Source organism: Gillisella vitis (assembly GCF_001541345.2).
In the GTDB taxonomy this organism is placed as follows: Bacteria; Pseudomonadota; Alphaproteobacteria; order Rhizobiales; family Rhizobiaceae; genus Allorhizobium; species Allorhizobium vitis.
On record NZ_LMVL02000004.1, the window covers coordinates 497,805 to 514,700 of the forward strand.

Annotated in this window: 8 protein-coding genes; 4 read left to right on the forward strand and 4 right to left on the reverse strand. The window is 60.6% G+C overall.

Features of this window, described 5'->3' with window-relative positions; genetic code table 11:
• The first annotated feature begins 155 nt into the window (after positions 1-155).
• From ASB66_RS17005 to ASB66_RS17020, 4 genes are all read left to right on the forward strand, one after another.
• A complete protein-coding gene (locus ASB66_RS17005) occupies positions 156-5,705 on the forward strand; it encodes an MG2 domain-containing protein (RefSeq protein WP_060718396.1) in 5,550 nt (1,849 codons plus the stop codon).
• Complete coding sequence (pbpC, locus tag ASB66_RS17010; protein ID WP_171431014.1) at positions 5,705-7,789, forward strand: penicillin-binding protein 1C; 2,085 nt, start codon at positions 5,705-5,707, stop codon at positions 7,787-7,789. The genes ASB66_RS17005 and pbpC overlap by 1 nt, the downstream gene beginning before the upstream one ends.
• A gap of 310 nt (positions 7,790-8,099) precedes the next feature.
• Positions 8,100-10,631 (forward strand): methyl-accepting chemotaxis protein, encoded by a 2,532-nt coding sequence (locus ASB66_RS17015; protein WP_060718509.1) that lies wholly within the window; start codon positions 8,100-8,102, stop codon positions 10,629-10,631.
• 159 nt (positions 10,632-10,790) lie between these two features.
• The gene (locus tag ASB66_RS17020; protein WP_060718397.1) at positions 10,791-11,810 is read left to right on the forward strand and encodes an NAD-dependent epimerase/dehydratase family protein; all 1,020 of its coding nucleotides are present in this window, start codon (positions 10,791-10,793) and stop codon (positions 11,808-11,810) included.
• 75 nt (positions 11,811-11,885) lie between these two features.
• On the opposite strand, the gene ASB66_RS17025 is transcribed toward ASB66_RS17020, so the two are convergent.
• From ASB66_RS17025 to ASB66_RS17040, 4 genes are all read right to left on the reverse strand, one after another.
• Complete coding sequence (locus ASB66_RS17025) at positions 11,886-13,049, reverse strand: glycosyltransferase family protein (RefSeq protein WP_060718398.1); 1,164 nt, start codon at positions 13,047-13,049, stop codon at positions 11,886-11,888.
• Positions 13,050-13,156: 107 nt separating this feature from the next.
• A complete protein-coding gene (locus ASB66_RS17030) occupies positions 13,157-14,392 on the reverse strand; it encodes a glycosyltransferase family 4 protein (protein ID WP_060718399.1) in 1,236 nt (411 codons plus the stop codon).
• A 4-nt stretch (positions 14,393-14,396) separates the two neighbouring features.
• Positions 14,397-15,605 (reverse strand): glycosyltransferase family protein, encoded by a 1,209-nt coding sequence (locus ASB66_RS17035; RefSeq protein ID WP_060718400.1) that lies wholly within the window; start codon positions 15,603-15,605, stop codon positions 14,397-14,399.
• Between the two features lie 105 nt (positions 15,606-15,710).
• Positions 15,711-16,886 carry an ABC transporter permease gene (locus ASB66_RS17040; protein WP_060718401.1) on the reverse strand — a complete coding sequence of 392 codons (1,176 nt, stop codon included), beginning with the start codon at positions 16,884-16,886 and terminating at the stop codon, positions 15,711-15,713.
• Positions 16,887-16,896: the final 10 nt, after the last annotated feature.

The window sequence follows — 16,896 nt, forward strand, 5'->3', positions numbered from 1 at the left end:
CGCGCCCTTCAATCATTGGATGGTCGTGGGGCCGTCGCAATGGTTTCAAGACAAGAATGTTTGAGCATTGTCTTTCCTTGGAATATGGGAATGGACGAGACGTGGGCGGCTCGTCGCGACGCGCCGGTTGATTGACGGAAAGAGGGGCAATTGTCATGGGTCTGCAAAGGATATTCGCCGGGACGGCGCTCGCCCTCCTGAGCTTCATGCTGCCAGCCTCCCTACAAACAGCGCTGGCGGCCGAAACCAACCGCAGCATCGCCTTGACCCAGGATGGCGATTACAGTGGCTTTGACCTGCGCACCACGCAAAACGTCACTCTGGACCAATGCCAGGCAAGCTGTATCGATGACAAATCCTGCCGCGCTTTCACCTATAATATCAAGGCCCGCTGGTGCTTTCTGAAATCGGATTTCAACCAGGTCAGCCCCTTTGCAGGCGCCGTTGCCGGTAAGATCGTCACCAACACAACCGAGCCGGATGTCGGCGCGCCTGCAAAACTCGGCTTCATCTCCGATGGTCTGCGCGCACAAGCCAACGCGTTCAAAGCCCGGCTGGCACAGACGGCGGAACAGCCCGAACTCGGCCTCAACGGGCTGGTCGGTCGCGCCCATGCCAGCCTGTCGGCGGGCAAGGGCGCCGATGCCCTGGCCGGGTTTCTGGCCGCCACCCAGCTTTCCCCCGAGGATGCCAGCCTGTGGATCAGCGCCGCCCGTGCCGCCAACACCATCAAGGATGACCGCGCTTCTGCCAATCAGGGGCTTTATGCTGCCCTTCTCGGCTATGACCTGACCCGCAGCGCCAAGGAGCGAGCCGATGCGCTGGCTGTGCTGGCCAAGGCCCTGGAGAAAAACGAGAATTTCCGCGCGGCACTGAACGCCTACAAGGCCAGCCTCGAGCTTGTCGCCGATAAGTCTGTTCGCGCCGCCTATCTGGCGCTAAAAGCCACCAAGGGTTTTCGCATCACCGGCAATAGCGTCGATGCCGATGCCGCCAGCCCCCGCGCCTGCGTGCAATTTTCCGACCCGTTGATCAATCGCGGCACCGATTACACGTCCTTCGTCACCGTCAACGGCAAGCCCCCGAAGGTGCTGGAAGCCAAGGACAGCCAGCTTTGCGTCGAGGGGCTGGACTATGGCCAGCGCTATACGATTGGATTGCGCGAAGGCCTGCCCTCCTCCGTCGATGAACCGCTGGCGGCAAAGACCGATATCGACGTCTATATCCGCGACCGCAGCCCGACCGTGCGTTTTACCGGCGACCATTTCGTATTGCCGTCTGCGGCAAGGCGCGGCATTCCGCTGGTCTCTGTTAACACCGACAGGGCCAATCTGAAGCTGTACCGGATCGGCGAACGGGCGATTGCGCCGCTGATGAGCAATTCGCAATTTCTCTCGCAGCTCAGCGGTTACGGTGCCGACCGGATCGAACAGGACAATGGCGAACTGGTCTGGCAAGGCTCTATCGACATTGAAAGCAGCCTGAACCGTGAAGTCACCACCAGTTTTCCGGTGGACGAGGCTCTGCCGGAACGCAAGCCGGGCATCTATGTGCTGACGGCGTCCCCCAATGCCGGCAAAAGTGATGAATGGGAAGACCGCGCCATCCAATGGTTCCTGGTTTCCGATATCGGCCTTTCCACCTTTGCCGGTACTGACGGGTTGAACGTATTTGCCCGCTCGCTGAACTCCGCCAAGCCAATCGCCGGTGTCGAGCTGAAACTGCTGGCCCGCAACAACGAAATCCTTGGCATCGCCACCACCGACGATCAGGGCCGGGCCACCTTTTCCGCCGGACTGATGCGCTCTGGTGCGGCGCTAGCGCCTGCCGTTCTGACCGGCGAGCAGCCAGGCAAGGATTTCGTGTTCCTCGACATGACCAAGGCCGGTTTCGACCTGTCGGACCGCGGCGTCACCGGGCGCACCGCACCGGGCGCCATCGATATTTTCGCCTGGACGGAACGCGGCATCTACCGCCCCGGCGACACGGTGCATGTGAGCGCCCTTGCCCGCGACATCGGCGCGGAAGCCATCGACGGCCTGCCGCTGACCTTCATTTTCACACGGCCCGACGGCGTGGAATATCGCCGCATGGTCAGCACCGGCGCTGGTCTTGGCGGTCATACCGTGGATCTGGCGCTGGACACCTCGGTGATGCGCGGCACCTGGACGCTGGGCATCCATGTCGATCCGAAAAAACCGGCCATTGCTGAAAAGACCTTTCTGGTCGACGATTTCCTGCCCGACCGGATCGAATTCGACCTGAAACCGGCAGCAGACGTGCTGAAACCCGGCATGCCGCTGTCGGTGGGTGTCGATGGCCGCTATCTCTACGGCGCACCGGCTGCTGGCCTGTCGCTGGAAGGCGACATGGTCATCAAGCCGACCCGCGCCCGCGACGACTTGCCCGGTTTCGTGTTCGGCCTTGCCGATGAAGAGGCCGGAGACAACAGCAGCCTGACGCTGGACGCGATCCAGCCGCTGGATGACAAGGGCCATGGCAGCGTTGATCTTCAGGTCGATGACCTGCCCGCGACCACGCAGCTGTTGCAGGCGCAACTGTCCGTGCGCCTGAAGGAAGGCGGCGGTCGGGCCGTGGAGCGGCAACTGACGCTGCCTGTCCAGACCAGCCAACCGGCCATCGGCATCAAGCCGGAGTTTTCAGGCGAGCTTTCCGAAAACAGCACCGGCCATTTCCAGCTCATCGCGCTCGACGCTGACGGCAAGCCGCAGGCGCTTCCAGCTGCAAAGTGGAAATTGCTGAAACTGGAGCGCGATTACCAATGGTATCGCGATGGCAGCGCCTGGCGTTTCGAACCGATCACCACCACCAAGCTTGCCGCCAGCGGCACAGTCGATATCGGCACGGAGAAAACCGATCTGCCGATGCCGGTCGGCTGGGGCCGTTATCGGTTGGAAGTCGATGCGCCGACACCGAATGGCGCGGCCTCCAGCATCGAATTCAATGCAGGCTGGTTCGTAGAGGCTGGCTCGACCGAAACCCCGGACGCCCTGGAAATCGGCCTTGACAAGCCGGTCTACAAGATCGGTGAAACGGCAAAGCTGAAAGTCTCGTCGCGTTATGCCGGTGAGGTTCTGGTGACCATCGGCTCTGAAACCCTGATCGCAACGGAGACCGCCAGCATTGCCGCTACTGGCGGCGAGATCGATATTCCCGTGACCGACAATTTCGGCGCGGGTACCTATATCACCGCAACCCTTTATCGCCCGGGCGAAAGCCAGGAGAGCCGCATGCCGATGCGCGCCATCGGCGTCACCTGGCTGAGCGTCGATCCGGCCAACCGCAAGCTGGCCATCAAGCTCACCCCGCCACAGCAGATCGAGCCGCGCCGCAAGCTTACCGTGCCGATCAGCGTCACCGGTGGCGGCAATGACGCCTATGTTACCGTGGCGGCGGTGGATGTCGGCATTCTCAACCTAACCCGCTTTGAGACACCGGACCCGGATGGCTGGTATTTTGGCCAGCGCCGCTTGGGCATTGAAATGCGCGATCTCTACGGTCAGTTGATCGACGGATCGCTTGGCGCCATGGGCAAGCTGCGCACCGGCGGCGATGGCGGCATGATGGCCTTGCAGGCCAGCCCGCCCAAGGAAAAACTGGTCGCGCTGTTTTCCGGCCCTGTTCATCTCGACCATACCGGCAAGGCGCAGGTGGAGTTTGACATTCCGCAATTCAACGGCACCGTGCGCCTGATGGCCGTCGCCTGGAACCGCACCGGTATCGGCCATGCGCAAACCGATGTGATTGTCCGCGACCCCGTGGTCATCACCGCCTCGCTGCCGCGCTTCCTCGCCCCCGGCGATCAGGCCCGGCTCCAACTCGATCTGGCCGCCACCGATGCGCCGGATGGAGATTACCTGTTGTCGCTGAAGGGCAATCCATCCGTGGAAATTGACCCTACCAAGGCGCAGATTCCGGTCACGCTAAAGGCAGGCGCGCGCACCAGCCTATCGATCGGGTTGAAGGGTCTTGCCCCCGGCGATGGCACGGTTTCCGTAGCGCTGACCTCTGTCGGAACGACTTCTACTGGTGAGAATAATGGTGCAGGAACCCCTGCCACAGGTACAAATACCGGGGAGGCAAAGAACACTGGGCTGTCGCTCACCCGGTCGCTGGACCTGCCGGTGCGCCCAGCCGCGCTACCTGTAACAACCCGGCGCGAATTGCCGCTGGCGGCTGGCAAAAGCCTGATCGTGGACGGTGATCTTCTGGCCGATAGCGTGCTGCAAGGCGCGTCGCTGAGCCTCTCGGTGTCACGCGGCGCCAATTTCGACATTGCCGCCCTGCTGACCAGCCTTGACCGCTACCCCTATGGCTGCGCCGAACAGACCACCAGCCGGGCGCTGCCACTGCTCTATCTCAACGATCTCGCCAATGTGGCCGGTCTGCCCAATGATGCCGATATCAACCGGCGCATTCAGGACGCTATCTACCGGGTGCTGTCCTATCAGGCGGCGCAAGGCAGTTTCGGCCTTTGGGCGCCCGGTTCGGAAGACCTGTGGCTGGACGCCTATGTCACTGACTTCCTGACCCGCGCCCGCGAAAAGGGTTTTGATGTCCCCGATGCCGCCCTGGTGCAGGCGCTGGACAATCTGGCCAACAAGCTCTCCTATGACACCGATGTCGAAGCGCAGGGCAATGAGATAGCCTATGCGCTCTATGTGTTGGCCCGCAATCGCCGCGCCGCGATCAGCGACCTGCGCTATTATGCCGATACGATGCTGGACCGGTTCCCCACGCCACTGTCCAAGGCGCATCTGGCTGCGGCCCTGTCGCTCTATGGCGATCCGGTCAAGGCCGAGGCGATCTTCCGCACCGCAAGCGCTCAATCGCAGCAAGGCTCGATCACGCCAGTCAGTCTGGCACGGTCGGATTACGGTTCGCAATTGCGCGACGGCGCGGCCATCCTGGCGCTGGCCGCCGAGGCCCGGCCCGTGCCGCCAATCATCCCGGCCCTCAGCAGGGCCGTACTGGAGGACTGGAAGCGCAAGTCCTATACAAGCACTCAGGAGGAAAGCTGGATGCTGCTGGCCGCCCGGGCGCTGGACAAAAGCGACGATGGCCTTGCCATGACCGTCAATGGCAGCCTGAAAACCGGCGGCTACCGGGCGAGGATCGAGGGCGAGGATCTGATGCATCAATCGGTCACATTGGAAAATACCGGCGCTGATCCGCTGACCGCAACTGTCACCACCGTGGCCGTGCCGAAATACCCGCTGCCAGCGGCCAGCGAAGGTTTCACCATCGAGCGCAGCTATTACACGCTGTCGGGCGAGAAGGTAAATATCAGCGAGGCGGCGCAGAACCAGCGTTATGTCGTAGTGTTGAAGGTCGCCCAGACTGCTATGGGAGAACCGAGCCTGCCAACGCAATTGCTGGTGACAGACCTCCTGCCAGCTGGCCTGGAAATCGACAATCCTTCACTGGTCGGCAGTGCTGATCTCGCAAATTTCGACTGGCTGGGCGAGACCAAAGCCGCCCATCTGGAATTCCGCGACGACCGCTTTGTCGCCGCCCTTGACAGCGCCAGCCAGGACAGTGGCGACATGGTTCTGGCCTATGTGGTGCGCGCCGTGACACCTGGTGTGTTCGACCATCCCGCCGCCAGTGTCGAGGACATGTATCGCCCGCAGCGCTATGCCCGTACCGCGACCGGGCGCGTGGAGGTCAAGGCAGAACAGTGATCCGGCGCGGCAAGACATTCGGTTTGGTGCTGCTGACCTGCCTGCTTTTGGGCGGGGCGGTCTGGCATGGGCTGAACCGGCTGGATGCGGCCTTCCCGCCGCCACTTGATGCGATCAGCCCGAATTCTGCGGAACTTCTGGATGCCGATGGTCAATTGCTGCGGGCCTTCACCTCGCAGGAGGGTCGCTGGCGGCTGAAAACCGTGGCCGCAGATGTCGATCCTTTGCTGGTGCGCATGCTGGTCGCCTATGAGGACCGGCGTTTCTATCAGCATTCCGGCGTCGATGGGCTAGCACTTGGTCGGGCGGCCCTTCAGCTCATTCGCCATGGCCGGATCGTGTCAGGTGCGTCAACGCTGTCCATGCAGGTGGCAAGGCTGATCGAACCTCGAAAATCACGCTCCTTTCTGGCCAAGACCCAGCAAGCGCTGCGCGCCATCCAGATCGAGCACCGGCTGGATAAGGCCGAAATTCTCGATCTCTACCTGACCCATGCACCCTACGGCGGCAATCTCGAAGGGGTGCGGGCGGCCTCGCTTGCCTATTTCGGCAAGGAGCCAAAACATCTGACGCCTGCGCAAGCGGCACTGCTGGTGGCCCTGCCGCAATTGCCGGAACGGCGACGGCCCGACCGCTTTGCCGATAACGCCCTTGCCGCCCGTGACCGGGTGCTGGCCCGCATGGAAAAAGCTGGTATTGTTTCTGCGCAGGACCGGCAATTGGCAAGCGCAGTGCCGATCCCGAAGACAAGGCTGGAGTTGCCGATGCTTGCCGCCCACGTCGGCGATGCAGAGCGACGCAAGCGGCCAGAAAACCTGACCTATCCGACCACACTCAAAAAAGACGTGCAGGCCGCGCTGGAAACCGTGGCGAGACAGGCGGCCCAACGGCTGCCTCCAAAGGTCTCGGTGGCAATTCTGGCTGCCGACATCCGCACCGGCGAGATCCTCGCCCGCGTCGGTTCCGCGTCCTATCTCGATGCCAGCCGCTCCGGCTGGATCGACATGACACGCATCAAGCGGTCGCCGGGCTCGACTCTGAAACCGTTGATCTACGGCCTGGCTTTTGAACAGGGTCTGATTGCCCAGGATACGGTGATCGAGGATCGTCCCGCCGATTTCGCCGGCTATCGGCCAAAAAATTTCGACATGCATTATCAAGGCGACGTCACAATCCGCGATGCCCTGCAATTGTCGCTGAATGTGCCCGCGGTCCGCTTGCTGGAAGCGGTTGGCCCTTCGCAATTGCTTTCCCGGCTGAAACGAGCCGATATCAGGGTAGATCTGCCCAAGGCGGAAACGCCGGGGCTGGCCATCGCGCTTGGCGGCGCCGGTACGACGTTGAAGGATCTCGTTACGCTTTATGCCGCCCTTGCAAGGCAAGGCAGCGCCATCAGGCTGCATGACTGCGCCATGCTCAGTAGCGCCCATGCCGAGCCCGGACGCCTGCTGGAACCGGCGGCAGCCTGGAACGTCACCGATATCCTATCCGGCGTCGCTCCGCCGCTTGGCGCGCTGACCGGACGGATCGCTTATAAGACCGGCACCAGCTACGGCTACCGCGATGGCTGGTCGATCGGTTATGATGGCCGAACGGTGATTGGGGTGTGGATCGGCAGGGCAGATAACAGTGCCATTCCCGGCCTGACCGGCTATGGCACCGCAGCCCCTGTGTTGTTTGAGGCTTTTGCCCGGTCCAAACTGCCGCAAGCTCCCTTGCCCGCACCGCCGGATGGTGCCTTGCGGATCGCCAAGAGCGATCTGACGCCCGGTCTCAGGCGCTTTTCACGCGACGCCAGCGGCTTGATCGCCCTCAATGCCCGCGAAAAACCGCCGATGATCGTCTATCCACCGGAAGGCGCCCATGTGGAACTCGGCCGAACCGCCGATGGCGCGCAGCTGCCGCTGGTGTTGAAACTTCAGGCGGGCCGTGCGCCGTTCCGCTGGCTGGCCAATGGACAGGCCCTGCCGGATCTTGTCCGCACCCGCACCACCCGCTGGATGCCTGATGGCAATGGTTACTCGACACTAACGGTGATCGATGCCAGCGGCCGCAGTGCCAGCGTCGGTATTTTCCTTCAATAACATTGATTTTTCTTATATAGGAAAACATAATATACCCTTGATAAAAAGGGGAAAATGGCAAACTTAAGTCGATCTTAACAAACGCCCCCTAAAGTCATCGATTGACGATGATGTCAGTTGACCGCCAGCGCCTGCACAATGACTGTGAGAGGTCTGACACGCTTCTGGACAGCGATGGCAGAGACTTGCCGCTCGAGACATGTCGTCCTTATCCGGAAATCGCTTTGCATTTGCTGCCTCAATCGCTCAGCCTAACGCGCCAAAGATGCGTATCCGGCCAGGCGACATGGCTTTGGAGAAGCTGGACCCCATGTTCATAGATCGCTTGCTGTCGCGTTTCCGCATTCAGACCAAGGTGTTGATTTTCATCCTTCCCTTCGTCGTCACCATCGGCGCGGTCGGCTTTACCGGTCTCTATGCCTCCGGCCTGCTTCAAGGCCGGATGGAGATTTCCAACAGCGTGCTGCAATCCTTGAGCGGGTTTCGCGATGTGTCTATCGCGATGACAGAATTTCTCGACAAGACCACAGAGCAAAGCCGCAATGCGGTCACTGAAAAACTGAAGGAACAGCAGCGGGTGCTCAAGCGCACGCTGGATCAACTCGATACCAATGCCGATGGCCGGAGCGAGTTGGAAAAGGCTTCGACCGCCGTCGATGGCGTCGTCAGCCATATGGGAACGCTCTGGTCGCTGCACGAAACGGAATCCAGCCTGATCAAGGATATGAACCAGGGCACGGCCAATAGTGTCGCCGCCCAGAACGATCTGTCCGAGGCCATGAAGAAAGTCACCCTGTCGATCCAGGCTGACGAGACCGCCGCCAAGCAGATGCTGCGCGACGCCGACAAGATTGCGCTAACCAGCGGTTTTCTGACCGATATCAATCGCAAATTCGGCAGCCTTCCGACCCCGGAAGAAAAGTTCGATTACGTCGCCGCCAATCTCGCCGAAATGAAGACCCGCCAGCCACCCCTGGCCGCTGCCTTGCCGGAAAAGAACAAATCCGCCGCCCGGACCATCGAGACCATCATCAAGGACCTCGGCGACATGGTAACAGCGGGCGACAAATCGCCAGAAGTGGCGGAAGCCATGGCGACCAAGCTGCGGAATTTTACCCAGCTTTCCGCCTATCTCGGCCTTGCCGCGCAGCAGAAGATGAAGGATGCCACGGCCCGCTTCGGCGAAATGGACGTGCCGCTGGAAAAGGCGCAGCTGCTTTTGACCGATGGGCGCGGCCTGATCGATGCTGCCTACAGGTTCCAGATCACCACCGCCAGCTTCATGCTGGCGCCGACCGAGCAGAATCTCACCAGCCTGCGCAGGGAATTCGCCGGGCTAAAAACAGCGCTCGCTGCACTCAAGGGCACATCCGGCACCTTTGGCCTGTATGCGCCGCTTGAAGCCAAGCTGACACCCGCCATCACCCAGATGGAAAAGGCCAGCGCCGAACTGGTCAAGATCAGCCAGGATCGCCAGACCAATTTCCAGACCGCCAGCACCGATCTCGACCGAATCTGGCAACAGTTGACGTCTTTTGCCGAAATGCAGAAGGTCAGCGCCGGAGAGGAGCGCCGTGACGCCAATTCGATTTCCATCGGCGCCATGACCCTCGGCCTGCTGATTTCACTGTTTGCCGGTATCGGCCTCGTTCTCACCTTCAAGGGTCCGATTGGCCAGATCACTGCCGCCATGCGCCGTCTGGCCGATGGCAAGCTGGACACCGGCATCAGCGGCGAAGCCCGCGTCGATGAAATAGGCGAAATGGCCCGCGCGCTCGGCGTGTTCAAACAGAATGCGCTGTCGAAAATCGAGATCGAGCAGCGCAGCGAAGCTGAGCGCAATGAAGCAGAGGAAGAACGCCGCCGCAACGATGCGGAAAAACAGGCCGTCGACCGACAGATCGAATTTGCCGTCAACGCCCTGGCGGGGGGATTGGGGCGCCTGGCCAGTGGCGATATCTCCGTCACCATCGATACGCCTTTTACCGGCCGCCTCGAACAATTGCGCGTCGATTTCAACACATCGCTGCAAAACCTTCAGGACACGATGCGCCAGATTCGCGCCAATACCTATATGATCCAGCGCAATGCCGGTGAAATGACCGCTGCCGCCGACGATCTGGCCAAACGCACCGAACAGCAGGCCGCGTCGTTGGAACAGACCGCCGCCGCCGTCGATGAAATCACCGTCACGGTGAAATCCTCGACCGAGCAGGCGCAGGCTGCCAACACCATCGTTGCCGAGACAAAAACCGCTGCCGATACCTCCTCCAAGGTCGTCGCCAGCGCCATTGATGCCATGGGCCGGATCGAGAATGCCTCCGGCCAGATTGTCCAGATCATCGACGTCATCGATGAAATCGCCTTCCAGACCAACCTTCTGGCCCTGAACGCTGGCGTCGAAGCCGCCCGTGCCGGCGAAGCGGGCAAGGGCTTTGCGGTTGTTGCCCAGGAAGTGCGCGAACTGGCGCAACGCTCGGCCAATGCCGCCAAGGACATCAAGGCGCTGATCAACACCTCGAGCACGGAAGTCGCCGCTGGTGCAAAGCTGGTACAGCGCACGGGCGAGGTTCTGGCGGAAATTTCGACGAAAATCGTCAGCGTTTCGCAGCGCGTCGAAGCGATTGCGCTGGCCAGCCGCGATCAGTCGACAGCCTTGGGCGAGGTCAATTCCGCCGTCAACGGCATGGACCAGATGACCCAGCGCAATGCCGCCATGGTCGAGGAAACCAATGCCGCCACCCGCCAATTGGCCGATGAAGCCGATACCCTGATGGGTCTGGTCGATCAGTTCAAGCTCGGCACCGACCCAAGAGACCGGGCGCAGACCAGAGCCGCCTGAACAAAATCAAAGCTTTCAACAGACCGAACCGGTGGGGAAACCCGCCGGTTCACGCATTTTAAGGCCTTGTTTCAGGCTTTGACCAGAACCTGCTTGACTTGAAGGTGGAGCCGCTTCTTAAACACAGCGGCTTCGTCCATCTGGAAAGTGAGTACTCCCGTGCGCTATTTCATCACCGGCACCGCTGGCTTCATCGGCTTTCATCTGGCCCGCCGTCTGCTTCAGGATGGCCATACCGTCACCGGCTATGATGGCATGACCGCCTATTACAATTTGCGTCTCAAGGAAGCCCGCAACGCTGGTCTTGCCCAGTTTCCAAGTTTCACCGGCGTCATCGGCATGCTGGAGGACCGCGAAGCGCTTGAGCGGGCCGTGGATCAGGCCAAGCCCGACGTCATCATCCACCTCGCCGCCCAGGCAGGCGTGCGCTATAGTCTCGAAAACCCGAAAGCCTATCTGGATTCCAACCTGATCGGCTCCTGGAACATTGTCGAGATCGCCAGGCAATTGCAGATCGGCCATTTGATGCTGGCCTCGACCTCATCCATTTACGGCGCCAATCCGCAGGTTCCCTTCCGCGAAACCGACCGCGCCGACGAACCGATGACCTTCTATGCCGCCAGCAAAAAGGGCATGGAGCTGATGGCGCACAGCTATGCCCATCTCTACAAAGTGCCGACCACGGCCTTCCGGTTCTTCACCGTCTACGGCCCCTGGGGTCGCCCGGACATGGCGCTGTTCAAGTTCATGAAGGCGATGCTGGCCGATGAAGCCATCGAGATCTATGGCGAAGGCAAGATGAGCCGCGATTTCACCTATATCGACGACCTGATCGACAGTGTCATCGCGCTGTCAGCCATTGCCCCTGGTGAGGAAAACCGGGTACGCACCCCGGAAAACCTGGATACGCTCTCCCACAACGCCCCGTTCCGCGTCATCAATATCGGCGGTGGCCAGCCGATCGCGCTGATGGATTTCATCGAGACCATCGAGACCATCATGGGCCGCCCGACCAAGCGCAAAATGCTGCCGATGCAGCAGGGCGACGTGCCTCGCACCTTCGCCAGTCCCGACCTGCTGGTGGCACTCACCGGCCAGAAGCCGACAACCACACTGGATGTCGGCGTCAAAGCCACCATGGACTGGTACCTGGAGCATTATCGCCAGCTTGGGCTGTGATGAACGGAGCGTTGATGCTGAGCGTGAAGAGCGTACAAATACCTCACATCCACTAGGGATGTGAGGTAAAAACCTTCAGCCCGCCTGTCGCTGCTCCACCAAATCCGTCACCAGCCGCGCCGTTTCCGCGGCACCGTTCACCGAAACGGACAGGTTTTTAGGAAACTTCAATTTCAGCGCCTTAGTGATGGCTTTCGCCATGGTTTCACCATCAAGACCGTCCTCGCCGATGACCACGGCCAGGCCCAGCGCTTGCAGTTTTTCCGCCCGCACCGTCTGCTCAGTTTCGCCGCCTGCCGCAAATGGCACCAGCAGCGCCGGACATCTGGCCCGCAACACATCGCAGACCGTGTTATATCCCGCTTGCGAAACGGAGAGCTTGGCCTTGGGCAACAGGGCCGGGAAATCCAGACGAAAGCGATAGAGTGCGACAGTGCCGGGTGCGCGCTGGGTAAAGCGCTCGTAATCGGCCTCAGGCAGGTTGGGTCCGGTTATCAGGCACCAGCGCAGCTGTTCACCGAGATCGCCGCCGAGAATGTCGCGGGCATCCAGCGCCGCTTCGATCAAGGCGGCGCCGACCGCCCCTCCCCCCGCCGAAATGACGATGTCGAAGACCTCTTCTGCCGGTTCCGGCTCAGGCGCAGCAACCAGACCGGTATAATGCAGCTTGTCATGAATGGTTTTTGCCAGCGGAAACGTCTCTTGCAGCTCGACGAATTGCGGATCGCCATGCACGAGAACGCCATCGAAATGGTCCTGCACCAGCTTGACCGTTTCTTTATCGCGGCCGGATTTGCGATTTTCCTGCAAAATGTCGCGCACCGAGCTGAGCAGCAACGGCTTGGGATGCGTGGCCTTGATCGCGTCCAGCAGCGGCAAAAGCTCGAAGCGCACCTGCCGGCGTCCGAACGGAAAAGCCTCGATGATCACAACATCCGGCCGAACCGCCTCGAAGGCCGCCAACAGCAGTCCGGCACGGCTTGTCTCGAAACTGGCATCGACCGGCTTGCCTTCGCTATCGACCAGACCGGCAAAGCCAGTGGCTGCGAGAACGGCGGGCAATTGCACATGCTCGATACCTGGGCCCGGAAAGCCCTTGACCGACGTTCCGCCCGTCACCAGGGTCACCGACAATCCAGAGTTCGCCATAGCCTCGGCCAATCGGCTGGCCCGGGCCAGATGGCCGATACCCAGCAAATGCTGCACATAAAAGAAAACCCGTTTCGGACGAAGGGTCATGCCCGTTTGCTCCTGGGAGATGTCTGCTTTTCGCAGAATGGCAAGACGCAGGCAATGCCATGCGCCGTCAAAGGCATATTTCCTGAAACCCGACCCTATGCAAGTGCTTATTGCCGGCCGGAAAACAACTCCGTCAGGTCACGGATGCTGTTGCGGTAATCGAAATCCCGCCGCACTTTCTGCTCCGCGGCTGAACCGAGCCGGGCGCGCAAGGCCGGATCACGCATGGCTTTCTCCAGCGCCAAAGCCAGCGCCTCAGCATCATCAGGCTCCACCAGCAGTCCGTTTTCGCCTGTTATAAACAGCTCGGATATCCCCGAGACCGTCGTGCTGACCGGCATCAGCCCTTGGCTTGCAGCCTCCACCAGCACATTCGGCAGGCCGTCGCGGTCGCCATCGGCGGTGATCCGGCAGGCGAGCGTAAAAAGATCACTGTCACGGTAATGGGTCAGCACATCGCGCTGGTCCATCGCCCCTTTCCAGGTAATGCGAGCCGCAATGCCAAGCTGATCCGCCAAGGCCTGCAACCGGGCCAGTTCGTCACCACCACCAATATGAGTGAAGTGCCAGTTGAGATCGGCGGGAAGCGCTGCGAGTGCGCTCAGCAGCACATCATAGCCCTTTTTTTTCACCGCCCGGCCCACCGACAGCAACCGCAGCGGATCGGCGGAGGCAGAACCGTCGCGTGCCGGACGCACGCCCTCGAAATGCGGAAATCGATCAAGATCGAGCCCGTGATAGCTCAAATGGACGCTGCCACGCCCATCGGCCAGAGCGCTCAACCGGTCGAAGCCGACTTTTGTGCAAGTCACCACCCAGGCGGCATGGGCCAGCTTGTCGGCCAGATCCCAGCTTTCCGATGTCCAGATATCCTTGGCATGGGCCGAAACGCTGAAGCCACTGCTGCCAAGCAGGCTGGCATAAAAGGCAACCGAGGCGGGCGTGTGGATGAAATGCGCATGCAGCCAATCGGCCTTGCCAGGCCATTCCGCCACCAGCACCATGGCCTGCCCCAAACGGCGAAACCGGTTGCGGGAAAAATCGCGCCGCAGATCCTTGAAAAACTGCGTGAGAACCGGGCGAAAGCCGGGCAGATGCCGCACGGCCCACAAAGCTTTCAGCACGCGCCCCGGTTCTTCATGCAGATATTCCGGCAGGTAATGCACCGGGGCCTGGATCTCATCATGCACGGGGTGGCGCTTCTTGTCGGTCGGGCGGCGCATGGCAACCAGTTCCAGCGCAAAGCCAGCCTGCTCCAGGCCCAGCAATTCCTGGGCGATAAAGGTTTCCGACAGGCGCGGATAGCCTTTCAGTAAAACGACGATCTTTCTTGGCTGTGGCACGATCTTACCCTTGCACCACCGAGAGACGTCCGGCACCGCGCTCCTCGAGACAATCGGCAACGATGCGGGAAATGGTCGGTAGGCCTTCCAGATGCATGCCCGGCGCACTGACCGAGGGCGGATCGCGTTTCAATACGGCCTTGATGGCCTGGGCAAACGCCATGCTATCGCTGGATTGGTCGGGCAGGACCATGCTGACCAGACCCAGTTCGCAGGCGCGGGTGGCGCGGATCAACTGTTCCTCGCGCGGCTCGGTGCGCGGCACGATCAGGGCCGGTTTATCGAAGGACAGAATTTCGCAATAGGTATTATAGCCGCCCATGGCCACCACCGCCTTGGCACCGGCGATCAGATCCTCCATACGATTGTCGAATTCGATCATCGTCAGCTTCGGATGGCGCGATCCAGCCTCCATGAATTTCTGCCGCAAGTCGGCGGGCATATAAGGCCCTAGCACCACCAGCGCCTGCTGGTCCAGCGTCGGATCGGCCTGATAGGCGGCAATCACATCGCGCACCAGATCGCCACCATCGCCACCCCCACCGGTGGTCACCAGCAGATAATCTTCCTGGGGCGAGTGATCCGACCGGGTTCCCGTCAGGGCATTGCGTTGCAGAAAGCCGACGAAACGCATTTTCGAGCGCAAAGCCGGCGGCGCGTCGATACCCGTCAGCGGATCATAGAAATCGGGCGGGCCATAGACCCAGACATCGTCATAGAGCCGGGCGATCTTGGCCAGGACATCATTGCGCTTCCATTCCGCTTCCAGAAGATGCGGCGCATCCATCACGTCGCGCAGCCCAAGCACCAGTTTCGTGCCGCGGGTCTTCAGATAGGTCAGCGTGTCCTCCACCTCGCCGCGCAGGCCAAGCGGTTCCTTGTCGATGATGAACATATCAGGCTCGAAACTTTCCGCCGTGTGGCGGATGATCGACTGGCGCATTTTCAGCGTTTCATGCAGATCGATATGTCGGTCCATCGAGGTGTATTCGCCATTTCGCAGCTTGATGACGCTGGGAATTTTGACGAAATCCACCCGGGCGCGATAATCGAAGGCACCGGCAATCGTCGCACCGGAAATGATCAGCACTTGCAGACCGCGATAATCCTCTACAAGCGAATGGGCAATGGTGCGGCAGCGGCGCAAATGGCCAAGACCGAACGTGTCATGGCTGTACATGAGGATGCGGGCTTGCCCCAGTCGTCTCGACATGTGGTCAGTCTCTCCGAGAAGTGTCACTGCGTGGAACCGTCAATCCGGACGGACTGAGCAACAGCCATGGACATGAATAAAGGTCGCCGTTCCTGTTTACAGCGATCACTTATATGGGTCAGCGGCATCCCTAAGACCATCCCCTAGAAAATTGAAGGCAAGAATGATCACGATGACGGGAACAACCGGGAACAGTAGCCAAGGATAAAGTGCGATCACATTGACCGAGCGCGCCTCTGTCAGCAACACACCCCAGCTGGTAATTGGTGGACGAAGGCCAAGCCCCAGAAAACTCAGGGTTGTTTCGCCCAGAATCATGCCGGGAATGGTCAGTGTCGCGCTGGCGATGAGATGCGACATGAAGCCCGGAATGAGATGACGGCCGATGATGCGGGCGCTGCCCGATCCCATCATCTGGGCGGCCAATACGTAATCTTCTTCGCGCAGCGCCAGCAACTTGGAGCGCACCGCCCGCGCCAGCCCCGTCCAGTCCAACAGGCCGAGAATGAAGGTGATGCCGAGGTAGACCAGCAGCGGGCTCCAATCCGGCGGCATGATCGCCGCCAGCGCCAGCCACAGTGGAATGCTGGGAATGGAATGCAGCACTTCGGTAATGCGCTGCACGACCATGTCGAACCAGCCGCCCCAATAGCCAGCCAGCCCGCCGATGACGATGCCGAGCACAAAACTGGTCATCACCCCCAGAAGGCCGATGGTCAGCGAAATCCGGGCGCCGTAGAGAATACGCGACAGCACGTCCCGGCCCAGCCGATCCGTCCCCAGCAGGAAGAAATTACCACCTTCCGCCGGACAGACCAGATGCAGATCGCTGTCCACCAACCCCCAGAAACGATAGCTGTCGCCCCGGCAGAAAAACCGTAGCTTCTGCACCTGTTGCGGATCGTCGGTATAGACCCGCTTCAATGTGTCCATATCCAGCGACATCGTCCGGCCATAGACGAAAGGCCCGACAAAACCATTCTCATCGAACAAATGCACGGCTTGCGGCGGCGCGTAGATCCGGTCGACATTGCGGCTATGAACGTTGTAGGGGGCTAAAAATTCGATGACGACAATCATCAGATAGGCCGTCAACAGCAGAATGCCGGAATAATAGGCCAGTTTGTGCCGCTTGAACCGCCACCAGGTCAGGCGAAATTGCGAGGCCTGGTCGACCGGTGAGCGCCGGGATGTTGCCTCATCTTCAATCGCATAGGGGTCAAACGGAGCTGGCGACACGTAATGTGCCAAGGCGCCAGAGGCAGGGCCGGTGGAAGGCATTCGCGGATCG

What these genes read in the sequence shown, in the direction of transcription:
- ASB66_RS17015 (WP_060718509.1), top strand. Translation starts at nt 8,100, where the DNA reads ATGTTCATAGATCGCTTGCTGTCGCGTTTCCGCATTCAGACCAAGGTG.
- ASB66_RS17005 (WP_060718396.1), top strand. Translation starts at nt 156, where the DNA reads ATGGGTCTGCAAAGGATATTCGCCGGGACGGCGCTCGCCCTCCTGAGC.
- ASB66_RS17040 (WP_060718401.1), bottom strand. Translation starts at nt 16,886, where the DNA reads ATGCCTTCCACCGGCCCTGCCTCTGGCGCCTTGGCACATTACGTGTCG.
- ASB66_RS17035 (WP_060718400.1), bottom strand. Translation starts at nt 15,605, where the DNA reads ATGTCGAGACGACTGGGGCAAGCCCGCATCCTCATGTACAGCCATGAC.
- ASB66_RS17025 (WP_060718398.1), bottom strand. Translation starts at nt 13,049, where the DNA reads ATGACCCTTCGTCCGAAACGGGTTTTCTTTTATGTGCAGCATTTGCTG.